This is a genomic window from Thermogutta hypogea (assembly GCF_055386265.1).
Map to the genome: position 1 here is coordinate 3,149,351 of NZ_AP042425.1, position 23,930 is coordinate 3,173,280.

The window sequence follows — 23,930 nt, forward strand, 5'->3', positions numbered from 1 at the left end:
GCCGTTCGATCCGCGCGAAGATTTGGAATCGAGTCGGTTGGGCGGTGTTCCCGGCACGGGCTATACTTGGATGATCCCGGCATGCGTCGTTGCAAGAGCGCCGCTCCCTGCCGCATGATCGGAACGACCGATACCAACCGTCCGGCAAGCGCAAATTCGCCCATGCCTCCCCAGGAATTCGTACCCCGCTGGCTCGCGCCCCTGCTTTCCGCGGAAAGCACGGATTTGACCGGGGTCTTTTTGCGTCTGGGCATGTGTGTGCTGCTGGGCTTTCTGGTCGGCCTGCAACGGGAGCGGACGGAGACGGGGATGCCCGGCCTGCGGACGTTTCCCCTCATCACCTTGGCAGGCGGCGTGTTCGCGATCCTCGGCAAGATGCTGGGGGCCTGGGTTCCCGCGGCCGCCTTGCTGGCCTTGGTCGGACTGCTATTCTTCCCGCAATGGCTGAGAATGCGTCAGAAGGAACCCGATCCCGGCATTACGACCAGCATGGCGGCACTGCTGATGTACGGCGTAGGGGCCTTACTCGTCTTGGCGCGGATGGAGATCGGCGTGGTGGTAGGCGGCGTGATCGCGGTGCTCCTGCAATTCAAGCCCGAGATGCACCGCCTCTCCGATCAATTGGGCGCGGACGACCTCCGCGCCATCATGCAGTTCGTGCTCATTTCCTGCATCATCCTGCCGGTCCTGCCCAACACGCCGGTCGATCCCTATGGAGTCATTCGGCCGTTCAATGTGTGGATGATGGTAGTGCTCATCGTGGCCATCAGCCTGGGCGGCTACATCGTTTACAAGTTCATGGGGCGGGGCGCGGGGGTGCTCCTCAGCGGATTGCTGGGCGGCGCGGTCTCCAGCACCGCCGCCACCATCAGCGCCGCGCGGCAGGTCAAAGAGAATGCCGATCTTCTCCCGGCGGGCGCGGTGATCATCCTTTTGGCGTCCACGGTCATGTTCGCGAGGATATTCTTGGAAATGCTGGTGGTGAACCAAGATTTCTTGCTGCGATCGGCGGCCCCCCTGCTGATCATGGCCGCGGCCACGTTGCTGCCGGCGCTCGCGTATTGGCGGCGCGCCCGGCAATCGCCGCCTCTCATCGCTCACGCCAAGAACCCCACGCAAATGCGCACGGCAATCCTCTTTGCGGCGGCCTACGCCGTGGTCTTGTTCCTCTTGGCCGCCGTCCGTCAGGGCCTGGGAGATCGCGGATTGTTCGCGTTGGCCTTTCTGTCCGGCTTGCACGACATGGACGCGATTACGCTGTCGCTCGCTCGGACGGCCTCCACCGATACCGCCATTCTGAACAACGGCTGGCGCTATCTTGTGGTCGCGGTGATCGCCAACATGCTGGCGAAGTCGGTCTTCGCGGGCATCCTGGGCGGTTGGAAGCTCGGCCGCGACGTCGCTCAGGCCTTCGCCGTTTCCACAGCCGTAGGCATCTTCCTGATCCTGCTCTTTTAGAATTCCTGATCCTGCTCTTTTAGAAGCGGCGCCCGTTCACACTTGCGGGTTGAATCCTCGGCGGTCTCGCCGGCGACATGGTAGGCCGATCCGGAACTTCGCTCTACAATGAAAGTAGCGAAGGCGAGCGAAGGCGGCGGAAATGCAGGCTCTCACGGATCGGCGGCGACCGTGGCTTTCGCCCTTGCCGCCGTCTGCCGAAGGGGCTGCGGAGGTCTTGTCATGAACCGACGCATCAGCGATCCTCCCCAAGCTCCGCCGGACGATCAGGGAATCAAACCCGGCGGTTGGTGGCACGAGGAAAATGGGAGGCTGGTCTGCGACCTTTGTCCCCGGGCTTGCGCCTTGGCCGAAGGACAGCGCGGCTTCTGTTTCGTGCGACAAAACCAAGGCGGCCGAATCGTTCTCACCACCTACGGCCGCAGCACCGGTTTCTGCATCGACCCGATCGAGAAGAAACCGCTCAATCACTTCTATCCCGGAACGGCCGTGCTCTCGTTCGGCACGGCGGGCTGCAATTTGGGATGCAAGTTCTGCCAGAACTGGTCCATCTCCAAGTCTCGCGAAGTGCGGCGATTGAGTGAAAGGGCATCGCCGGAGGCGATTGCCCGTGCCGCCCTAGCCCTCGGTTGCCGCAGTGCGGCCTACACCTACAACGACCCTATCATCTTCGCGGAATACGCCATCGACACGGCCGAGGCCTGCCGGGAAGCGGGGGTCGCGAACGTAGCGGTTACGTCGGGCTACATCAGCGAGGCGGCGCGGCCCGCCTTTTTCCGCTACATGGATGCCGCCAATGTCGATCTCAAGGGATTCACCGAGGATTTCTACTGGGGGCTTTGCAGCGGGCACTTGCAACCCGTGCTCGATACCCTACGCTACCTCGTCCGCGAGACCGCGGTCTGGGTCGAGATTACGACCCTGCTGATCCCCAAGGCGAACGACTCGGGCGACGAACTCAAGAGGATGTGCGACTGGATCGCGGAGAACTTGGGCACGTACGTCCCGCTTCATTTCACGGCTTTTCATCCCGACTTTCGCCTGCGAGATCGCGGCCCTACGCCCATCGAGACCCTGAACGCGGCATACGATATCGCGTGCGATGCGGGTTTAAAGTATGTTTACACGGGCAATTGTTACGACCCTTTGCGGCAAAGCACTTATTGTCCCGTTTGCCGTCGCTGCGTCATCGAGCGGGAGGGATACACGATCGGCCGATACTTCCTGAAGGGCAATCGCTGCTCGCATTGCGGGGCGACGGTTCACGGACGTTTCGACCCGGCCGGCCGACCCGGCGATTGGGGTAGTCGCAGGCAACCGGTTTCGATCGCATTGTTCGAGCAGGCGTAGGCCCCGCGGCCGAAGGCCTCGGCCGCCGCGGTCGGGAGGCGGGCGACGATTCCCACTTTTTCGCCCGAGGGGATCCCAACGGACCCGGAACGCAAGGCGGCAACCTCGTGGAAAAGCGGTTTTCTCCAACAAGCAAGGACGTTTGCCATGAACTTCGATAGCAAATCGGGCTCGAGCGGAAACGCGGAAAGCGGCGGTGAGCGCGTGGTGCCGAATCCGCCCCAACTCTCGCCTTCGCAACGCGAGGCGGTATTGCGGGCGGCCGCCCGCTGGGTTGCGGAATTCGTCACCGGTCAAGCCGGAACGGAAGTCGCGACTTTGCCGGACGAAATTGCCTCACTGCCGGTTTGGGGCATTTTCGTCAGCCTCAAGCGCCAGGGCAAACTCCGCGCCTGCTGCGGCAGGTTGGGGGAAGGCATTCGCTTGGCCTCGGCCTTGCGCTCTGCGGCGGAACTTTCCGCCAAACACGATCTGCGTTTCCCGCCCATCCGGCCCGCGGAGCTGCGCGACCTCACGATCGAGGTCTGGCTGCTGTGGGGATTGGAAACGATTCGCGAAACGGGCGAGGATCGCGTGCGGGCGGTCGAGATCGGGCGCCACGGGCTGATGATTTCACGCGGAACGTCCTCCGGTCTCTTGCTGCCCGGTGTGGCGACGGAGCACCATTTCGACGCACGGACCTTTTTGGAGCAGGTCTGCGTGAAGGCCGGGCTGCCGCGGAACGCTTGGATCGACGACGATGTGGACTTGAAACGATTCGAAGGTTACTCCCTTACGGCAAGCCTCGGAGATTTTCTGGAGACGGATTCCGGCCAGGCCGACACGCCGGCTCGGCCCGGGCCCGGGCGCGGAGACTTGGACCGTCTGGCCGCCCTGGCACGGAACAATTTGGCGGCCGCGGCCTTCGGGGCCGTTCCCACCTGGTATGCGCCCAATCTCTACGACGGGGAGGTGCAAGGCGTGGTCCTCTCGATCAAGACCGTCGATCAAGGGGAGCGCGTGCTGGAGGCCGGCCGCGTGCAGCCCGCCGCCGAAATCCCGCTGCAAGCCACACTGGCCGATTTGGTGCAAAGCGCCCTTTCCAGCCTCCAGTCGGTGCGTCAAGACCCGCAGTCCGTGGCCGCGCTCCGCGTCGGGTTGACGATCCTCCGCAACCCGCGCCTGCTGGGCACCGGCTCGGCCTGCGAGCTGACGGCTTACGATCCGCAAGTGCACGCCCTGTGCGCTGTTTGGGAGGACCGTTGGGCCTTGGTTTATGATCCCCAGGCAAGCAGCGATGAGATCTTGCGCCGGGCTCTGGCTCGGCTTCGGTGCGCCGCCGTGGAGGACGCGGAGGTTTGGAGACTGGATTGCCTGAGTACCGAACCGAGCGTGGAAATGGGGAATGCGCGTCTGCCGCTCGCCGGGGCATCCGTCCGGCGCCCGGCCGTCGCCGGCCGATTCTATCCGGCCGACCTGGACCAAATGAACGAAATGCTCGATTCCATGGTGCCGAGGGAACGCGGCAACGAGACTTGGGCCGGGGCGCTGGTGCCGCACGCCGGCTGGATCTATTCCGGCAAGCTGGCCGCGCAAGTCTTCGCCCGAATCAAGATTCCGGCCAAAGTCCTGATCTTCGGGCCGAAGCACATGCCGCACGGTTCCGACTGGGCGGTGGCGCCGCACCGCACCTGGGCCTTGCCGGGACTGAGCTTGCACTCCGATCCCGATTTGGCGCGGCGGATCGCGGACTGCGTGCCGCCCTTCGAAGCCGACGCCATGGCCCACGCGGCCGAGCACTGCATCGAGGTGCAACTCCCGATCTTGGCGCGTTTGGCCCCGGCCGCGCAAGTGCTGGGGCTTGTGATTCGAGAAGGCGACTACAACATGCTGTGCCGGGCCGCCGACGCCTTGGCCAAGCTCTTGGAGTCGCTCCCGGAACCTCCGCTCTTAGTCGTTTCCACGGACATGCATCACTACTCCGACGACGCCACCACCCGCAAACTCGATGCGGAGGCCCTGGAGGCCCTGCGCCGTCCGGACCCGCGGCTATTGTGGGAAACGGTGCGGCGACGCGGCATCAAGATGTGCGGCTACCGCCCCGCCGTGCTGGTCATGGAGACCCTGCGGCGATTGGGAAGACTGAACCGCTGCGAACAGGTGGGCTATGCCACCAGCGCGGATGCCTCGGGCGACACGCGGGAGGTGGTCGGTTACGCGGGGCTGTTGTGGAATTGACGCCGCGGACTCTGAAACGGCCGCCCACGATCGCCTCCCTCCGACCGCTAGGAAAATTCCCCGCCGCGAGGGCATAATAGGCCTATGAGCGAGTCCTTTGATCCGTATCGAAAATGGTTGGGCATCCCGCCGCAGGAACAACCGCCGCATCACTACCGGCTGCTGGGAATTGCACCCTTTGAAACGGACAGGGAGGTGATTCAGAACGCGGCCGATCGACAGATGGGGCACGTTCGCCGCTTTCAGGCGGGGCCTTACGCCGAGGCTTGCCAGAAGCTGCTAAACGAGCTGGCAGCCGCCCGCGTGTGCTTGCTCGATCCCGTTCGCAAGCGCGAGTATGACCGACGCCTTTTCTCGGAGTTTCGCGCCGCGGGCAAGGAACTGCCGTATCCCGTCGCCGAGGTCTGGTCGCCCGACACCGAAGCGGACGATGACTCCAAGGGAGCCGCGGGCTTGCGAGTGCGTCCCATCCCTCCTGCCCCCGCGGCCGTTCGCTTCGCGGCCGAACTGGAGGACGAAACCGCGCCCTGGCATTTCGCGGAAAAGACCTCGCCGGCAGGCACCGGCAAACCGCAACCGGCACGCTTCATCTATCGCCGTCGCTCCGATCCCTGGAGAAGCCCGCTGACGCCGGCATTGCTGCTGGTGCTTTTTCTCATGACCGTGACGGGCGGAATCCTGCTGGTCATCTTTCGGGATGAGCTGTTCCGCTGATCGCGCTGCGAGAGAAGCCGGCCGCGGCGAAGAGCAAGAGATGGACTTGCGGAATGATCGACACGTCGTGAAACATTCCGTTCACGGCGTAAGCGAGGATCGTCGCCCCCAGGACCATCGCGGCCGCCCGTTCCGGCGGAGAGGAATCCGCGCCGAAGACGCGCTGCCAAGCGTCGCGGAACCACAGCGCGAGCATGAGCAGAAAGCCGGCCAGTCCCACGACGCCGGTTTCCACGAGGAGCGAAAGGAAGACGTTGTGCTGCGTGTACGGCCGTCCCCGCTCGAAGGGATACGGGCCGCTTCGTTCCGACAAGTAGGGCAACTTCGCGCGATCGTATTGCCCCAGCCCGAAGCCCAACAGAGGTCGGTCGCTCGCCATGCGAAGCGCGACCGCCGCCAAGATCGGTCGAAGCCGAACGGACTCGGCGGCCGCGGAGGCGCTCAGATCGCGGTCGCGTTTCAGCTCCAACACGCGTCCCGACAGTACGACGGCGGAGACGGCGGCGAGAGCAAGGAACGTCGCCGCGGTGCGACGCCGGAGCCGGGCCGGAACCATGGCCGCCAGCAACCACAAGGCCGCCGCGGCCGCCGCCATCCAGACGCTTCGCGTCAGCGTGCAGGCCGGCCCCACCGTTATCCAGCACCCCGCCGAAATCAGGATCACGCGGCCGCGCGGAGCGGCGTCCGGCCACAAGGCCCAGGCCGCGGACCAGGCGACGAGCAGCAACAAACCGTTGCCGATCGGATTGAGGAGCGGCCCACGCGCGCGGCCGAAAAATTCCGCGTATTCCGGCGATGCGATGTAGCGGGGCAAGATCCAGGCCCGCGCCCCCGCCGTCTCGAGAAGGGCCATGACCGTAAGATAGCCCCCCAACACGACGCAAGCGATCAGAACGCCGCGAACCTGCTTGCGACCGAATCTCGCGGTCCGCAAGGCCGCATACACGCCGAGAGGCAAGGCGTAGAAGAACAGCCATCGCGAAGCGGCGGCCTGGGCGTCGCCCCCCGCGGCTGCCGTCACGCCGGCCGAAACACCCAGATAAATCACCCACACGAAGGGGACCCAATCGGCGGCAGGAACCGTTGACAGGCTTCGGCGCACGCTCCATTGCGCGCGATGCTCGCTGGGAACCGCGCTACCGTAAGGCTGCACGTCGGACGACGCACGGCGCGTCTCTCCGATCGCAATCCCCAAGGTTGCATCATGGCAGGTCGCCGCGAACGCTCCCAGGCGGTGCGCCGGGCGAATCCACCACACCATCTGCACGACCATGACGGCCCACAGCAGTCGATCGATGGTCAAAGGAACCGGAGAGACGTCCCAATGGAAGAAGGGGTAGCCGAAGAAGACGGCCGTCAAAATCACGCCGGCGGCGGTCCAGGCGGGACCATGGCGCGCGGCGAACCGCCCGATCCAGACGGCGACCGTCATCGCCGCCAGGCCGGCCAGGAAGGCAACGTCGTATTCGGGAAAGGCATCCATCAGGGCTTGGTCAACGAGTTGCGGACTGTTCCGCCGCCGCACGGATCAAGGCCGCGCTGAAGCCGGCGACGGCCTCGTTCTTCGCATCCGGAAGGGGCCCCTCCGAAGCGGTCCAAATCGAAAGCATCTCCCGCCGACCTACGGCAGGCGCGATCCCGGTCGGCGGTTCGACGACGACCGGTGGTTCCGACGGCGTCTCTTTCGGGGACGGGGTCGCAACATCGGCGACCGGGCCGGCGTCCTCCACGGGTGTTTCGGCGAATCGACGTTCCGCGACCGACGGCATGCCGGGGCTTCCGCGCGCGACGGTCGATTCCTCGCGAATCACGGCATGCGGTGCGTCGCAAGTCGGCAAGCACCACGCCAGAACGCCGAATCCGAAGAGGATTCCCGCGACCAAGCCCGCCGCGAGGATCGTTGCTCGCCCCGGCCCGACCGGATCCAAGCCGGTCTCGGCACCCTCGATGGGAATGAGGAGCTGCGTCGATGTGACGGCGTCGGCGGCCAGCCGGGCATCGTCTTCTCGTTGCCGGGCGTTCTGCAAGACGGCCAACCGCTGCTCGCGCTCGCTCGATAGATTCGCATACTCCACCCGCTTCGCCGCCAGTTCGCGGATTTCCTCGTTCGTTGCGTTGATGCGCGCTTGCAAGACGCCGCATTTTTCGCGCAGGTCATCGCGCTCGCCCTCCAAGATCGATACGAAGGCGGACAACTCCTCGACCAGTCGGCCGTGGATTTCGCGCTCGGCCGCGGCGGCGGCCACGACCTCGGGGTGCCGATCCGTCATCCGTCCCCGCGCATCGGCCAATCGGACTTGGGCCTCCACCCAAGCCGTCTTCCATTGTTCGATACTCGGTTCGCGCTTGATCAGGGCGTTGGCGGCGTCGAGGAGTCGCGAGGAATCCGTCACGGCGGCCCGAACGTCCTGGAGAAGCCCCTCCGTGTCGGCCAGCTCGACCTCCGTCGCCCGCAACTCCGTGCTCAGCTCGGAAAGCCTTTTCGTCAGCGGGGTATCGCCGGCGGGACCGGCCGCCCAGGCCCTCAACTCGGGCAATCGCGGCCCCAAGTCGTTCTCCATGGCGGCCAGTCGTTCATTGACCCGCCGGAGTTCCAATTCCGCCGTACGAACCGCTTGCTCCCACTCCGCGGCCGCGGCACCGGCTTTCTCCCGACGCAGCGCCCGCCACTTTCGATCGGCCTGCCGGCAAAGAACCTCGGCCAATTTCACGGCGCGGGTCTTGTCGGTATCTCTCACATGCAGGCAAAGGATATCCGACGAGCCGAGGTCGGCCCCCTGCGGCGGTGTGACCTTGATGACGCGACGCAACCGGTCGATTCGCCGCGGATCGACGATCTCGTTCGTTCCGTCCGCCGTCGGCGGTTCCGCCGGGTGATCCACTTCGCGCAAGGCGGCTTCCAGAACTTCTCGGGAACGAAACAACTCCAAGAGCGTCTCCTGAAGCGACTTCCGCTGATCGCCGTCCAACCAACGCGCGTCTCCCTGAGCAGACGCCTCCTGCGCCCGCACACTGACCGCCTGCACGGCCTCCCATTCGGTCGGGCGGATCGCCACATAGGCCGCCGTCACCAACCATACGATTGCGGCTGGGATCAGCCATAAGGCGGGACGACGGATTGCCGACCGCCAAAAACCGGCCCGCGGTTCCGCCTCGGACGCCGCCCATGAACGGCCCACGCCTGCGCCCGCGCGATCCGAAAAATCCGGCGAAGACGTACTCCGGAATGAAAGCGACGACGATTCCATGAATGCGATCCTCAATTAACTCGCACGGGAAAACGCGGTCCGCGACCGTAATCCCGGACCCGGCCTTACGTAAACCTAGCTCACCCGCGAAGCGGCGGGCTGGGAAGCACACCGATTTCCGCGGCTCGACCGGACGCACGGGCGGAACGAATCTGCCGACTTTGTCGCCGACGCATTCCGCGAGCACGTAGCCGCATCGTCCGGCCGGGGAATATCTACAACTCAAACTTGCATTAGCAGCCGCGTAACCCACACTTTTCAAGGAATCCGCGGGGTTCGGCGGCCGAGACACCCCTCGACGGCCGTCGCCGTGATTCTCCGTTTTTCGTGGAAATCGGCGGAGCAACCATGAATATGCTCTTGGAATCTCCGGAGAGCGAAGCACCGCGCGGCGCTTCGGAACGGGTCGGGCATCGCGTGATGCGTTGGCGTTCGCGCGAAGAAGTGGAACGCCGCGCCCAGGCTTGGGACGACCTCGCCGGCGATCAGCCGTTTCGAAGTCGCATGTGGAATATGCATTGGTGGGACGTGTACGGGCGGGAGCGGCCGCGCGGCCGCCGTCCCGAGTTGTGCGTCCTGGCCTGGATCGATGATCGTAACTGCATTCGGGCTTTGGCGCCGTGGTACGTGCGCCGCCATCCGCTTTGGGGTCGAGTCGTGAGCTTTTTGGGCGAGGACGAGGTGTGCGGCGACTACCTGGGTCTGCTGTGCCGTCCGGGAGACGAAGACGCCGCCGCCCGACGCTTCGCACAGTATTTGCTCGAGGGCCGATCCGCATCGGGCGACCTCCCGTACCACGGCGACCTTGAACGGGAGTCGGGATACCGCCCATCGGCCCGGAAAAACCCCTGGTGGGACGCACTGGATCTGTCCGGCGTGGAGGTCGCGGAGCCTACCGTCCAATCCCTTGTGGATTACCTGAGACAGGCCGGTTGCCCGGTTGAGCGACGGCCCGCGCCCGGCGGTTGGCAGATCGCCTTGCCCAAAACTTGGCCCGACTACCTCGCGGGTCTGTCCTCCAACGCTCGGCGTCGCTTTCGACGCCTCGCGAAGCAGTGTTTTCACGATCCCCGCTTGAAGCTGCACCGCGTCCGTTCGCCGGCGGAATTGGCCGACGGATTCGCGATTCTAGAGCGATTGCATCAGGCCCTGTGGACGAGCCGCGGACGGCCCGGCTGCTTCGCCTCCCCGCGTTTTTGCGAGTTCCACCGGCGCTTTGCACGCGACATGTTGGCGCAAAACCGATTGAACATGGTCTGGGTGGAATGGGAAGGCCGACCGATCGTGGCCGAATACCAATTCCGCGCGGCCGGAACGCTCTACACCTATCAATCGGGCATGGATCCGGAGGCGATGCACCTCTCGCCGGGCAATCTGGGAAACCTGCTGTGCATTGAGGACGCGATTCGACAAGGATACCACCATTACGATTTTTGCCGCGGCGACGAGCCGTACAAGGCGTATTTGGGCGCCGAGCCGCGGCCCATGTGCCGATGGCGTGTTGCCGCCCCACATCTCGCCGCACGGTTGCGGTTCCGATTGTGGCGGTGGGCTAAATCCGCACGGCAATTTGGGCGGCAGCTCCTTGAAATGCGGCCTTTCTTCGATCGACGGCCGTCCCAAGAGTCCGCGCGAATATCCGAAAGCGGCGACGCCCCGCGCGACGGCGAAGACGGCCGCAGAGATCCGGCACCGTCGGCGGAGGAATGAAAGCGGCGACACGCTCACCGACCTCCGACGCGAACACTTCTTCACGAAAACACGAGCCATGTGGGAACACTGGAGATTGCCGGCTTTGGCGGCCTACTATTGGGCCACACTACCAAAACGAAAACGGCGGCTGCGAGAATGGGCGGCCGCCGGTGTCGCGCCCGTCACGGTCTTGTTCTATCACCGCATCCATGAGGATCGCGCTACGCCGTGGACGACGCATCCCCGGGCGTTTCTTCGCCAAATGCATTGGCTCCTGGAGCACGCCGATCTGATCTCCCTGCAAGAGGCCCGGGAGCGACTCGTCGCGGGCAATGGCAGCCATCGTCCCACGGTCGCCGTCACCTTCGACGACGGTTATGAGGACAACCTTCGCGTCGCCTTGCCGTTCTTAATAGAGCACGCCGTTCCCTGCACCTACTTTGTTACGGCGGAGAATGTGCTTCGCGGCAGCCCGTTCGAGCACGATCGTCTCTTCGGCGCGGCACCCCTGCCTCACACCCCGGAACAACTCCGGGCTTTGGCCGCATCCGGCGTGGAAATCGGCTCCCACGCCTGGAGTCATTGCGATTTCGGCGGATTGGACGACAACGAGACACGCCGGCAGTTGACCGAATCGCGGCGGGCGCTGGAGGACATGATTTCGGCCCCCGTCGTGCGATTCGCCTTCCCCTTCGGACGGCCCGAAAACTCCCCTCCGTTCGCGATCGCGGCGGCACGAGAGTGCGGTTACGTCGCCGTATGCACGGCCCACGGGGGTTACAACGTGCCGCCGTGCGAGGGCTTCGTGCTCCGCCGTTTTCACGGTGATGACCCGTGGATTCGAATGGTCAATCGGGTAACGGTGGACCGTCGCCTGATGGACTTGCCCACGCCGATCTCGCAAGTCGGCACCGTGGAATCGCGGCGTTCTTCGGAATCGTTCGCCGATCTCACGGATGCCCGGGCCGTCGCGGGAGCGGCCCCGTACGCGCCCCTTCCGCTGGTCGAAGCCGCTTCATCGGCGTGCGATCCGGAAGACCATGTATCGGCCCCGCCGTCTTCCTGGGATGTCGCCGTTCATTGAGAATATGGCATCGGATGGTTCCATGGATGATGCTACGACTACCTCCGTTCGGGAAGTGACGCCCGGCGTTCCGGCCCCGCCTCCGCCCGCGTCTCTCGGCCGAATCCCCGGTGGCGTCTGGAATACGCTAGCCGGCAGCGTCATGGTCGTGATGGCGGCGGCGGTGCTTCAACGAGCCGTGGGGTTTGTTCGTGCGACGTGGTTTTGCCGCCGGTTGGACCCGCAAGAGCTGGGCCTGTGGGACGCCTCGTTCGGCTTCTTGATGACGGCCGGTCCGCTTGTCGTCTTGGCCCTGGCCGGCTGTCTCGGACGGTATGTGGAGCACTATCGCAAGCGAGGGCGTCTGCGGACCTTCATTCGACGGACGGCGACGGCTTACGCGATCCTGGCCGTCTCGGGAACCGGCGTCGTCTTATTAGCCGCCGAACCGTTGGCCGGCCTGTTGTTCAACAATCCCGGCCAGGCGTCCACCGTCCGCCTCTTGGCCGGCGTCCTGTTGACCGTCACAGCCTTCAACTTCTTGTACGAATTGATGACCGCCCTCCGGCGCACGGCTTGGATCGCCGGTTTGCAACTGGCGAACAGCGTGCTTTTCGCGGCGGTGGGAGTGGGCCTGCTCTTGATCTGGAAGAATGCCGCCGTCAGCGTCATGCTGGCCTACGGCTCGGCGTGCGCCGTCACCGCGGCCGCGGCACTGTGGGGGCTGCGCGGCGCCCCCTTCGCCGATTCGGCCGGTGAAACACCGCTGGGCCATCGGGAGTTTTGGCCCAAGATTCTGGCTTTCAGCGCGTCCCTCTGGGCGGCATCGACCGTCTCGAACTTGTTCGAGACCGCCGATCGCTACATGATTTTGCATCTGTTGCCGGAGGGTCCCGCGGCGGCGCTGGCCCGCTTGGGAGACTATCACGCCTCGCGCTTGGTGCCCACCTTGATGGTCTCGCTGGCCGCCATGACGGCCGGGATCGCAGTGCCCCATTTGAGTCGCGAATGGGAGTCGGGCCGTCGCGCAGCGGTGGGATTGCAGACGCGCTTGTTGTTGAAGCTGTTCGGAGGGATGCTCTGCCTGGCTTCCGCGATTTTGCTGGCCGCCGCACCCTGGGTTTTCGGAGTCCTGTTCGCGGGCAAGTATCCGGCGGGGCTGGAGATTCTCCCCCTCACCGTTACCTACTGCCTATGGTACGCGATGTTCGTGATCTTGCAGAATTACCTGATCTGCTCGGAAAAGACCTGGCTCGCCGGAGCGGCCCTGGCGGCGGGATTGGGCGTCAATGTGGCCCTCAACGGCGTTTTGTTGCCGGTTTTCGGTTTGCCGGGCGCCGTGGCCGCCACCGCCGCCGCGAACTTGACCGCCCTCCTCATCCTCGCCGCCGTTTGCCGGCGTCTGGGCTGGCAGTCGGACCTCGGCGTCGCGGTCGTCGTTGCGCTACCGTTATTCGCTCTGGCAGGCCCGCTTTCGTTATCGGCGGCGCTGGCCGTGTCGGCCGCTTGGGCCTGGTACGGCAAGACGCTCTTCAGCGAGGACGAAAAGCAGGTCATCAGCAATTATCTGAAACAGGTCGTACCGCGGCGGAGTCGTGCCGGTGAAGCGACCGCGCCGAAGGTCGCTGCCGCCGCTGGACGATGCCCGGGCGCTCGATCCGTGCCGCCGGTCTGTTCCGGACGCCTGGCCGACGCTGTTCCGGCGGCCGGCTGCGAACAATCCATGGCCGCGGCTTGCGAAAGGAGAGCCATGTCGTTTCCTGTAACCGTTCCCATCCGGCACGCTCCGCGGAGCGTGTTTTGTCGTCGCCGCGCTCATCCGCCGCTGGGGAGCCGTGAGTCGCTCCGCGTGATGTTCGTCATCACGTGCATGCCGGTGGGAGGCGCCGAGACGCTGCTGGCCGAGATCGTGCGACGCCTGGACCGACGGCTCTTCGCGCCCGAATTGTGTTGCCTGAAATACCTGGGGCCGCTCGGGGAAACTTTGTCCCGGGAAGTGCCGACGTACACCGGCCTTTTGGCTCACAAGTACGATCTTCGCGTCCTGCCTCGCTTGACCCGGTTGATGCGGCGACGCCGGATCGATGCCGTGGTTACCGTGGGGACGGGCGGGGACAAGATGTTTTGGGGACGGTTGGCAGCCTACCTTGCGGGCGTGCCCGTGATCGCGTCCGCTTTGCACTCTACCGGGTTGCCGGACCGCGTTGAATTCCTGAATCGCTTGTTGGCCCCCATTACCGATGCCTTCATCGCGGTGGCCGAAAGCCATGGAAGATATCTGGCGAAGCACGAAGGCTGTCCCCCGTCGCGTGTGCAAGTGGTGGTCAACGGCGTGGATACCCGGCGGTTTCGCCTCATGCCGCCGGATCGGGAATTGCGACGCTCGCTCGGTGCGGAGGATGACGCCCATGTGGCGGCCATCGTGGCGGCCTTGCGTCCGGAAAAGAATCATGAGCTGTTCCTTCGGGCGGCCGTCCGTATCTTCGCCCAAGATCCCGCCGCGCGGTTCTGGATCATCGGCGATGGGCCGTGCCGCGCGGCCTTGGAACGATTGAGCGCCACGCTGCTACCACCGGGCATCGTTCGGTTTCTGGGTACGCGCAGCGACGTCCCCAACCTGCTGGCCTGCGCCGACCTGGTCGTGCTCAGTTCTCACATGGAAGCCAACCCGCTCGCCATTCTAGAGGCCATGGCCTGCGGCAAGCCCGTGGTCGCAACGCGCGTCGGTTCGATACCGGAAAACGTCATCGACGGCATCCACGGCTTCCTAGTACCGCCGGGAGATGCCGAAACGCTGGCCGAGCGCTGCCTGGAGCTGTTCCGCAATCCGCACTTGGCGCGCGTCATGGGATTGGCCGGCCATCAACGCGTGGCGGAACGTGCCTGCATCGAGCGGACCGTGCAGGGATACGAGGATCTGATCCTGCGGATCTACGCGGCGAAATGCGGCGGACGCGTCCCGGAACGCCGCTCGCCTGATCCGCCGTCCCCGCCCTGGAATGACGCGGAATCGGCAAATCCGGCGATTCCCCGCGGTGAGGAGTACCCCTCCGTCGAGACGGCGCCCGTCTCGGTTTAGCAAGCGTTTGCCGCGTGGGCCTCGCGAACCGTCTCGCATTCCGGCCGTGACGCGCAATTCTCAAGGATTCCCAATGGCAGAATAAGCTAGACTTGCTCAAGGGTGGAGGAAGTCGGCAAAGCGAGCACCACGGAGTGCGGCCGGACTTGGGAAATGGGCCGGGATAGCATCACCGGTCCGTTTGGGCAGGGAGAAGGTTTCTCATGGTGTGGCTGTTTTTCATCGTGGTCACCACGCTGAACCTTCTCTTGGGCATTGCCACGGCGATGTACCTGCGCCGCCAAATCGAGCTTATGCACCAGGCGGAGGCGGCGGAAGGGGCCGAGGAAGCGAAAGCCTCCGGCGGCAAAGCGGGTAAAGCCAAGGCCGACCGACTCACGGCAAAGCCCCCCGCCGAAAACCCTCAGGCCGCCCCACCTCCAAGTTCGCCGGCGAACGACGTCGAAGAGTTGCCGGCCGACCTCGCCGAGCTCCGCAATTCACTGGGACTGGGGGATCCCGCGGCTTCGCCTACAAGCAAAGCCGAGGCCGCGCCAACCGCCGATGGCGCATCGCCCTCCCCTGAGGCATCGCCCTCCCCTTCGGAGTTCGCGGCGAACAATTGGTCCGCAATCGCCGCCGATATCGCGAAAACGGCCGTGCCGCCGGACTTTCTGCCACAGCCGAGCGACGAAGAAGCTTCGGCGGACGGGCAAGGAGAATCGCTCCGGCCCGAACCGTCGGCCGCGTCCGAGGACTTGGCGGACGAAGCCTCGGCCTCGCCGAAGGAGCAAGACGGGGAATCGGCCGAGACTCCGTGCGAGGATCTTGAGTTTCTGGCGGTTGCCGAGGAACGCAATACGGCCTGGATCACCACGCTGGTCGATATGGACTGCGAGCTGCGCCGGGCCGAGATGACGGACCGACCCGAGGTTGCAGATCATTGGGACCGCGCGGTGCGACTCGGTCAAGATTACCTGAACGACTTGGCGGCGCTCCGTGAGCAGTTTCGGCGGGAAGACAGCCCGGCCCCGGACGTCGCCCTTGTGCGGGAGGATATCTGGGCCGATTGGGATGCCACGGTTGCCGACATGCAGGCCGCGGCACGGGAACTTTCGCAACTGGACGTACGCGGTGAACCGACCGCCGCGCGAAGACAACTCCGCCTCATCTTGAACCGCCTCTTATCCGCAGCGTATCAACTGCGAGATCACTTGCAAGCCGCCTATGCTGCCCGTGCCGTGTGCGAAGACATGGCTTCGGCCGCAATTCCCGGGCGACGCACCGATGAACGTATGGGATATCTGACGCCGCTCGGGTTGCAGATGCACCTCGCTCCCTGGTGGCAAGGGGCCGGCAGCCGACGCCGCGTCTTGGCTGCCGCCCTCTTGGATGTCGACCGCCTAAGCGATTGGAACGAGCGATTAGGTCACCCGGCCGTGAATGAGATCGCAGCCGGTCTGGCCCGCTTCATCCGCGAAATCCCCCGGCAAGAGACGGTCTTCGCGCGACTGGGAACCGCCAAATTCCTGTTGCTGAGCAGCGAGGTGGATTCCCGAGGTTGGAAGGATTTGGTCGAAAGGATCCGCCAATCGGTGGAAACGGCGACCTTCGAATATCAGGGACAACCCGTGCAGCTCACGATCGCGGCCGCGGTTACGGAACTCCAAGGCGACGATACCTCGCAGACCTTTTTCGAGCGTCTGCAACAGGCTTTGGCGGAGGCGAAGAGGGCCGGCGGAAATCGTACCTACTCCGATCACGGACGCGGCCCGTCGCCGGTCGTCCCGGCCAACATCCAAGTCCGTGAACAAACCATTCATGTGGAGTCCCCCGACGCGGAACCGGTAGCCGCGGGGTCCTGACCTCCGGTCGTATCCGCCGGACGGCCGATTCGACGATCGTCCCCTGGGTACTCACGGGCCTCTCGCGCCCTGGCCCGACGCACCAAGAACATCAGCACGAGAAAATCGTACCCGGCATGCGCTACGGCCGAAACGAAGAGATTGTTGCTCAGCTCGAAGCACAGCCCCAAATATGCCCCCAGGACGGTCGCCCCGACGACGTACAACCTGGTCAAAGGGTGGGCGAGGCCGAAGGCTAGCGCGGCAAGGAGAACGGCGACGGCGCTGGCGGCCGTAGAGGAAGCGCCCCCGGCGGCGACGACCGCCGCGATTCCCCGCTGCAAGAGACCGCGAAATAGCACTTCTTCGCCCCAGCCCGCCGCGAGGGAGAGGAGCAACAGGTGCCAAGCGTTACAGCGGCGGAACAAGGGGGCCACCACCACGTCCAAAAAGTCGCGGAGTTCGCGCCATGCTTTGCCCGGCGCGGCCAACGCCGCACCGGCCATCGCCAACATGGGCACGACGGCGACCCCGCCCCAGGCAAGCCCCTCCCACGTCCAATACCAGCGCGAGAAAGGATCGATTCCGACGAGAAGCCCGACCAGCCACGCCGAAAGCCCCAGCGCCACTTCGAAGCCGCCTCCCACGATCAAGATTCGCAGGGGAGCGGGCGCGGCGGCATACGTGGCAAGGGGCGGCATGAGGCAAGTCGGGCGCATGGGTCTATTGTGGGCGGTCCTAGTCGGCGGAAAAAGCGGGCCGCCGCAAGCACCGCCGACACGGCCCGGACACGATCACGCCGTTCCGCGTCAGGCTCCATTCTTGGGCGGAGAGGGCGACTTTCTTTCCAGCGTCCCGAGGTCGCCCAACCGGTCTTTCAATCCTCCCTCCGCCAGCCACCGCCGGGCTTCGCTGCTCTCTCGCAAATAGGCGTCCCAAAAGGCCAGACTCGCGGCACAGATCATGCGATGAAACTCGGCGTCCCCGGAGCGACGGGAGAACCGCTCCAGCATCCCGGACCGGCCGCCGAAGATCATGTGGTCGCCGTCGCGAAAGATGATCAGATATTGCTCGGCCTGCGAAATATGGTCGAAAGGTATGCGCCGGTCCGCCGCCCGGGTATTGCCGATCGGGCTGTCGTCCAGCGTGCCCGTCATGTGCATCAAGGGAACACGGATGCCGGCATAGTCTCGGTCGAGATCGAGCCGCCAAACCGGCACCGGGGCACTCATGGGAATCGCGGCCCGAATCCTTGCGTCGGAGTAATCCGCGCGCGGCACTCCCACCAACTGCCCGACCGCGGCCAACGTCGTCAGCGCGCCGAACGAATGGCCCGCCATGCCGATGCGGTCCAGATCCAACCGCCCGGCGAGCGGGTTGGAGGCTCCTTCGACCTGCGGCAAACGATCGAATTCGAAGAGCCGATCCAAGGCGAACCTTACGTCGATATAACGGTCCTGAGCGGCGCGGGGATTGCGTGATGCCTCTCGCAGGCGATCCCTGACCTCCGACGGCAGGCTCCCGCGCCAAATCGCGTCGTCGCTGCCGGGATGCTGAAGATGTACCGAGACGTAGCCGTGGCTCGCCCAATTCCGGCCCAAGTAGGCATAACCGTTTCGGGAACCCCCTAGTCCGTGGGAGAACAAGATGACCGGATGCCTGCCCTCCCCACCCGCTGGGTAGTAGATCTTGACGGGAAGACTTCGCGACCGAGCCGAGTCTTCCCAAGTTAACAAGATCGACCGGACTTCGTGCGGACCGTCTTCCCCGGAATAGCGTTCGTCGTCGAGAACATCTGCGTCAATTTGACTATCCATGGGAGATTGCGGCGACACGATTGTCAAAAAGAATGTCAAAAGGGCTGCCCTCGGCAATAGATTTCCCATTATTCCGCGTCCCTCCCGGGGTGAAGGGGAAACGCCGGCCGCCTCGTCAAGAACGAGCATCTCGGTGGCCTGGAGGTCTGGACGAGGAAACGGACTGGCAAAGCTCCCCGTTTGCAAAATGAGGCAAACGGATACAATAAATCTTTCCATGCTATGGGCGGCCGTGCAACCCGGTGGAACGTTTTCGAGGATCGCGAACATGGCAAAAGGCGGTAAAAAGAAAAAGGCGGAGACGGTTTTCCTGGTCTGCGAGGAAACCGGAGACATGAATTACGCGCTGCGGCGCAAACCGGGCGGCGAGAAACTGCGGCTGAAGAAGTATTGTCCGCGGCTTCGTCGGCATACCGTCCACGTCGAAAAGAAGAAATAGGCTCGATCCATCGGCTCGGCGTGATCCGATCGGGGTCCGTTGAACGAGGCGTCGAGGAATGAAGCGGTACTGGCGGATTGCCCCCCACCGGCGCGAGTTGATCGGGGCGGTCGCACGGGATTTGGGAGTCTCGGCGGTCGTTGCGCAAATCCTGGTCAATCGCGGTCTGCACGACGCCGCCTCCGCGCGGCGATTTCTCGATCCGCAGTTGCAAGCCCTTCATCCGCCGGAGACCCTGCCCGGCTGCGAAGAAGCCGCGGCCATGCTGTGCGACGACATCGCGGCGGGACGGCGGATCGTCATCTACGGCGACTACGACGCCGACGGCATTAGCGCGACGGCGATCCTCTGCAAATGCCTCAAACTGCTCGGCGCGGACGTCGGATACCACATCCCCAGCCGCCTCGACGACGGGTACGGCCTGCATGCGGATACCCTGCGAAATCTGGCTCAATCCGGTGCCCGAACCGTGGTCACCGTGGATTGCGGCATCTCGGGGATCGCGGAAGCGGCGATCGCCGAGGAACTGGGATTGCGGCTGATTATCTCCGATCACCACCAAGCGGGCGAATCGCTGCCGCGGGCGGCGGCGGTCGTTCATCCCCGGCTGCCCGGCCGCCTTGCGCCCTTCGATGCCCTGAGCGGCGCGGGAACCGCCTTCAAGTTGGCCTGGGCCTTGGCCAAACGCTCCGGCAACGGCGAGCGAGCGTCGCCGGCCCTCAAGCAATTCTTGGTGGAAGCGGTCGGTTGGGCGGCGATCGGCACCGTCGCCGACGTCGTCCCGCTGGTGGACGAAAACCGGATTTTGGTGCATTACGGCTGCACGCGGAGCCTGCCCGCCGCGACGGCCCCCGGTCTGCGACGCCTGATCGAGCTGGCGCAATCCGGCAACGGGAAAACCGACAGCGAATGGCTGGCCTTTCAACTGGCACCGCGATTGAACGCCGTGGGAAGGTTGGGACAAGCCGCCCTGGCCGTCGAGCTTTTGCTGACCGATCGCCCGGACCGCGGCGCGGAACTGGCTCAATACATCGACGAGTTGAATCGCCGGCGGAAGTCGATCGAGCAAAGCATCTACCTCAAGGCGGTCAAACAGCTCAAGGAGCGATTCGATCCGGACCACGCCCCGGCCTTCGTGCTGGCCGATCCCGATTGGCACCAGGGCGTGATCGGCATTGTCGCCGGTCGACTCACCGAAAAGTACCATCGCCCGACCGTCTTGATCGCCCTCAGCAAGACGGGAACGGGCGAGGGCGTGGGATCCGCCCGAAGCGTCCCCGGCTTGAATCTCTACCAGGCTCTCTCGGCCTGCGGCCACCGTTTGCGGCGGTACGGCGGTCACGAGTTGGCGGCCGGGCTGACCATCGACGAGTCGCAGATCGACGCTTTTCGGCACGAATTCTGCGAATACGTTCGCGAACACTTCGACCTCTCCGCGCACCCGCCCGAATTGGAAATCGACACCGAATTTCCCCTCAGCGTCTTTACGCTGGACGTAGTGCGGGAACTGGAAAAGCTGGCGCCTTTCGGGATGGGCAATCCGCGGCCGCTGATGTGCTGCGAGAACGTCGAGGTCGAGGAAAAGCGGGTGGTGGGCAAGGATTCCCGGCACGTTTCGTTGGCCTTGCGACAGCACGCCGCCAAGCTGCGAGGCGTGGCCTTCGGGGCCGCCGAGCGGATCGACGATTTGGTTCTGGGCCGACCGCTCGACGTAGCCTTTCGCCCGAAGATCAACGAATACAACGGGCGAGTCAACGTTCAACTCGAAATCGTCGATTGGCGATTGCCGGACGAACGCTGAGCGACTATTCTGGGAAGCGGTGTCCGGGAGGTGCACGGGAGGCGCCGCGCGGATCGCGTGTCGAGAAGGCCCGCCGCCCGGCGCGCCGCACGCCCCCCGCCGCCTGCGTCTTCATTTTGGGAGCCGCGTCATGCCGCCGATCCGTGTCCTGCGATCCTCTCTGCTTGTCTTGGCGTTCTTGGTTTTGGCCGATCGGCGGCCGGCCGCGTCGGCGGTCGCGGAATCGAGTTCGCCCCCGTCGCGCCCCAATGTGATTCTGATTCTGATCGACGACCTCGGCGCGACCGACTTGGGTTACGCGGGCAGCCGATTCTACGAGACGCCGCACATCGATCGCCTGGCGACCCAAGGCATGCGATTCACCGCCGCGTATTCGGCCTGCACGGTCTGTTCCCCCACTCGGGCGGCGTTGATGACCGGCAAGTATCCGGCTCGGTTGCACATCAGCGACTGGATCAAGGGCCATCGTCGCCCCAAGGCCAAGCTCCGCATTCCCGACTGGACCATGTACCTGCCGCTGGAGGAAACGACGATCGCGGAGCGTTTGCAAGCGGCGGGCTACGCCACGATCCACATCGGAAAGTGGCATCTCGGCGATCCGCCGTACTATCCGCAGCATCAAGGATTCGACGTCAACCTGGGCGGTACGTTCATGGGGCAGCCCGGCAGCTACTTCTTCCCCTACGGTGCCGGCGAGCGCCGCGTTCCCTTGGACGGCGGAGAGGAAGGCGAATACCTCACCGACCGGCTCGCGGAAGAGGCCGTCCGATGGATCGAGGCCAACCACGATCGCCCGTTCTTCATGCACTTCGCCCACTACGCGGTCCACACGCCGCTGCAAGCCAAACCGGAATTGATCGCCCGCTATCAGCGAAAGCTGGACGAGGCCACGGCCCGCGGCGACGATTTGGACGGCCAACAGTGCCCGGTCTACGCCGCCATGATCCACAGCATGGACGAGGCCGTGGGACGCGTGGCGGACGCGTTGGAACGCCTGGGGCTGGCGGACCGAACGATCATCGTGTTCACGTCGGATAACGGCGGCCTGACATTGCCCGCTTGCAAAGGAACCCCGGTGACCTGCAATATCGGCCTGAGGGCGGGAAAAGGTTCCGCTTACGAGGGCGGCGTCCGCGTGCCGCTGATCGTCAAATGGCCCGGCCGAACCCTATCCGGCGGAGTTACCGACGCACCGGTAATCACGCACGATTTGTATCCCACGATCTTGGAAATGACGGGCACGCCGGACGCACCGGACCACATCTGCGACGGCGAGAGCATCGTGCCGATTCTCAAGGATCCGGCGGCGATGCGGCGATCGCCTCTCTTCTGGCATTACCCGCACTATCACCCCGGCGGCGCCAACCCCTATAGCGCGGTCCGAGACGGCGATTGGAGACTCGTGCAATTCTTCGAGGACGATCGCGTGGAACTGTATAATCTTCGCCAAGATCCTCAAGAAAGCCGCGACCTGGCCGCGTTGCTGCCGGAAAAGGCAAACGAATTGAAGTCGAAGCTCGAAGCCTGGCGAGTTGCGGTAGGCGCTCAGTTGCCCACCGCCAATCCCGACTATGACCCTGGCTCGCAACCCTAGAGGCAAAGCCCCATTTTATCGGGGGCGGCGCTGCCGCCGCCTGAATCGCCGTGATCCCACTTTCCGAACCGCCTCGGACCCGGAGGGTCGTCCAGAACGCCTTCCGCTTTCACGCCCGCGAATGGGGGAATGCAATTCTCATGAACCGAACTAACATCAGGACCGGCCCGATGACGACGATGCAAGCGATACGGCTCCGTTGCGGTTGTCTTTTCGCAATCCTTGGGATGGCGGCGGTCGGGGCGGACCGCGTCGCCGCGGAATCGGCGCCGTCGCAAGCTCCGCCGCTCAACGTCGTGTTCATCCTGGCGGACGATTTGGGATGGGACGATTTGAGTTGCTATGGAAATCGCCGCTTCCGTACGCCGAACCTCGACCGACTGGCCGCCGAGGGAACGCTGTTCACGCACTACTATCAGGCGGGATCCGTATGCTCTCCCACGCGAGCCGCACTCATGACCGGCAAATATCCGGCCGAGCTGCGGATCCACGGGCACCTGGCTACGCCCCAGCAAAACGCGCAGAGGGGGATGCCGAATTACCTCGACCCGGCGGTACCCACGCTGCCGCAAATCCTGCGGCGGGCGGGCTACAAGACGATCCACGTGGGCAAATGGCATTTGGGACGCCCCGCCGACGCTCCCGAAGGGCTTTCCCTTTACGGCTTCGATGTGGCGCGGTGGATCGACTGCCGGGCGGGCGACCGCAATCTTTGGAATGTGGAGGAGCGTCCCCATGCCGCCCGGGAACTGATCGACGCGGCCATCGAGGAAATCGAGGCCCTTCAAGGGGAACCGTTCTATTGCCAGATCTGGTTCAACGATCCGCACGCCCCGCTGGCTCCCAGCGCGGACCAAATGAAACCGTTCCGAGGGCAAACACCGGACGGCTTCACCAGCCCCTTCATGGTGTACGCCGCGACCCTGGTAGAGATGGATCGCCAAATCGGGCGACTGTTGGAGAGATTGCAAGAGCTGGGTTTGACCGAACGATCGCTTATCATCTTCTCGTCCGACAACGGTCCGGAGGACATCGATATCGGCAACGCCGCCTGGTCGGCCTACGGAAGCGCCGGGCCGTTCCGAGGGCGCAAGCGAAGTCTCTATGAGGGCGGCATTCGCGTGCCGCTGATCATCCGCGGCCCGACCGTCCCTGCCGGTCGCGTCGATGATCGTTCCGTCATTTGCGGCGTGGACTTCCTACCGACCATCTGCGAGTTGGCGGGCGTGGAGGTGCCGCAGGACATCCGAGAAGGAATTCGCGGCCAAAGCATGGCGGCGGCTTGGCGCGGCGCCGAAGTGCAGCGTACGCAACCGCTGCTGTGGGAGTGGAGATTCCGCATCGCCAATCACCCCTGGAACCGCTCGCCCATGCTGGCCGTCCGAGATGGGAATTGGAAACTGCTGCTGAATCCGGATCGATCCCGGGTGGAGTTGTACGACATTTGCCAAGATCCGGGCGAACAGAACAATCTGGCGGATCGGCACCCCGAGATCGTGGCCCGCTTGGCCGAAACGGCGATCGCTTGGCAACAAACGCTCCCACCGGGACGGGTGGAGGCATCGGCGGGCAAGAACGACTATCCGTGGCCCGGCCGCTGAACCCCTGCACCACGCCGCCGCGCGGGTGACACCT

Annotated in this window: 16 protein-coding genes; 12 read left to right on the plus strand and 4 right to left on the minus strand. The window is 64.6% G+C overall.

The window, feature by feature from the left end:
- The first annotated feature begins 81 nt into the window (after positions 1 to 81).
- From ACZ5B4_RS11340 to ACZ5B4_RS11355, 4 genes are all read left to right on the plus strand, one after another.
- The gene (locus ACZ5B4_RS11340) at positions 82 to 1,458 is read left to right on the plus strand and encodes an MgtC/SapB family protein (RefSeq protein ID WP_464911344.1); all 1,377 of its coding nucleotides are present in this window, start codon (positions 82 to 84) and stop codon (positions 1,456 to 1,458) included.
- A 222-nt stretch (positions 1,459 to 1,680) separates the two neighbouring features.
- The gene (amrS, locus tag ACZ5B4_RS11345) at positions 1,681 to 2,808 is read left to right on the plus strand and encodes an AmmeMemoRadiSam system radical SAM enzyme (RefSeq protein WP_464911345.1); all 1,128 of its coding nucleotides are present in this window, start codon (positions 1,681 to 1,683) and stop codon (positions 2,806 to 2,808) included.
- 147 nt (positions 2,809 to 2,955) lie between these two features.
- The gene (gene amrB / locus ACZ5B4_RS11350) at positions 2,956 to 5,025 is read left to right on the plus strand and encodes an AmmeMemoRadiSam system protein B (RefSeq protein ID WP_464911346.1); all 2,070 of its coding nucleotides are present in this window, start codon (positions 2,956 to 2,958) and stop codon (positions 5,023 to 5,025) included.
- Between the two features lie 84 nt (positions 5,026 to 5,109).
- Positions 5,110 to 5,739: a J domain-containing protein gene (locus tag ACZ5B4_RS11355; RefSeq protein WP_464911347.1), complete on the plus strand. Its 630-nt coding sequence runs from the start codon at positions 5,110 to 5,112 to the stop codon at positions 5,737 to 5,739.
- Here ACZ5B4_RS11355 and ACZ5B4_RS11360 read toward each other — a convergent pair.
- Both ACZ5B4_RS11360 and ACZ5B4_RS11365 read right to left on the minus strand, forming a co-directional pair.
- Positions 5,711 to 7,264: an O-antigen ligase family protein gene (locus tag ACZ5B4_RS11360; protein WP_464911348.1), complete on the minus strand. Its 1,554-nt coding sequence runs from the start codon at positions 7,262 to 7,264 to the stop codon at positions 5,711 to 5,713. The two genes, ACZ5B4_RS11355 and ACZ5B4_RS11360, sit on opposite strands and share 29 nt — an antisense overlap.
- Positions 7,233 to 8,918, minus strand: coding sequence for a GumC family protein (locus ACZ5B4_RS11365; RefSeq protein ID WP_464911349.1), 1,686 nt, complete (start codon positions 8,916 to 8,918; stop codon positions 7,233 to 7,235). The genes ACZ5B4_RS11360 and ACZ5B4_RS11365 overlap by 32 nt, the downstream gene beginning before the upstream one ends.
- A 417-nt stretch (positions 8,919 to 9,335) precedes the next feature.
- Between ACZ5B4_RS11365 and ACZ5B4_RS11370 the strand changes: the two genes are divergently transcribed.
- From ACZ5B4_RS11370 to ACZ5B4_RS11385, 4 genes are all read left to right on the plus strand, one after another.
- A complete protein-coding gene (locus ACZ5B4_RS11370) occupies positions 9,336 to 10,697 on the plus strand; it encodes a GNAT family N-acetyltransferase (protein WP_464911350.1) in 1,362 nt (453 codons plus the stop codon).
- A 58-nt stretch (positions 10,698 to 10,755) separates the two neighbouring features.
- Positions 10,756 to 11,763 carry a polysaccharide deacetylase family protein gene (locus ACZ5B4_RS11375; protein ID WP_464911351.1) on the plus strand — a complete coding sequence of 336 codons (1,008 nt, stop codon included), beginning with the start codon at positions 10,756 to 10,758 and terminating at the stop codon, positions 11,761 to 11,763.
- 22 nt (positions 11,764 to 11,785) lie between these two features.
- The gene (locus ACZ5B4_RS11380; protein WP_464911352.1) at positions 11,786 to 14,821 is read left to right on the plus strand and encodes a glycosyltransferase; all 3,036 of its coding nucleotides are present in this window, start codon (positions 11,786 to 11,788) and stop codon (positions 14,819 to 14,821) included.
- Positions 14,822 to 15,024: 203 nt separating this feature from the next.
- Entirely contained in the window at positions 15,025 to 16,665 is a 1,641-nt protein-coding gene (locus ACZ5B4_RS11385; RefSeq protein WP_464911353.1) for a GGDEF domain-containing protein, read from the plus strand.
- Here ACZ5B4_RS11385 and ACZ5B4_RS11390 read toward each other — a convergent pair.
- Together ACZ5B4_RS11390 and ACZ5B4_RS11395 are read right to left on the minus strand one after the other, a co-directional pair.
- Positions 16,620 to 17,363 (minus strand): CPBP family glutamic-type intramembrane protease, encoded by a 744-nt coding sequence (locus ACZ5B4_RS11390; RefSeq protein WP_464911354.1) that lies wholly within the window; start codon positions 17,361 to 17,363, stop codon positions 16,620 to 16,622. The two genes, ACZ5B4_RS11385 and ACZ5B4_RS11390, sit on opposite strands and share 46 nt — an antisense overlap.
- A gap of 90 nt (positions 17,364 to 17,453) precedes the next feature.
- On the minus strand, positions 17,454 to 18,461 hold the full coding sequence (locus ACZ5B4_RS11395) for an alpha/beta hydrolase family protein (RefSeq protein ID WP_464911355.1): 1,008 nt from the start codon (positions 18,459 to 18,461) through the stop codon (positions 17,454 to 17,456).
- Positions 18,462 to 18,729: 268 nt separating this feature from the next.
- Between ACZ5B4_RS11395 and rpmG the strand changes: the two genes are divergently transcribed.
- The 4 genes from rpmG to ACZ5B4_RS11415 all read left to right on the plus strand — a co-directional run bounded on the left by rpmG (position 18,730) and on the right by ACZ5B4_RS11415 (position 23,896).
- A complete protein-coding gene (gene rpmG / locus ACZ5B4_RS11400) occupies positions 18,730 to 18,900 on the plus strand; it encodes a 50S ribosomal protein L33 (protein WP_460185476.1) in 171 nt (56 codons plus the stop codon).
- Between the two features lie 58 nt (positions 18,901 to 18,958).
- A complete protein-coding gene (gene recJ, locus ACZ5B4_RS11405; protein ID WP_464911356.1) occupies positions 18,959 to 20,701 on the plus strand; it encodes a single-stranded-DNA-specific exonuclease RecJ in 1,743 nt (580 codons plus the stop codon).
- Positions 20,702 to 20,831: 130 nt separating this feature from the next.
- Positions 20,832 to 22,295 (plus strand): sulfatase, encoded by a 1,464-nt coding sequence (locus tag ACZ5B4_RS11410; protein ID WP_464911357.1) that lies wholly within the window; start codon positions 20,832 to 20,834, stop codon positions 22,293 to 22,295.
- A 140-nt stretch (positions 22,296 to 22,435) separates the two neighbouring features.
- Positions 22,436 to 23,896, plus strand: coding sequence for a sulfatase family protein (locus tag ACZ5B4_RS11415; protein ID WP_464911358.1), 1,461 nt, complete (start codon positions 22,436 to 22,438; stop codon positions 23,894 to 23,896).
- Positions 23,897 to 23,930 lie beyond the last annotated feature (34 nt).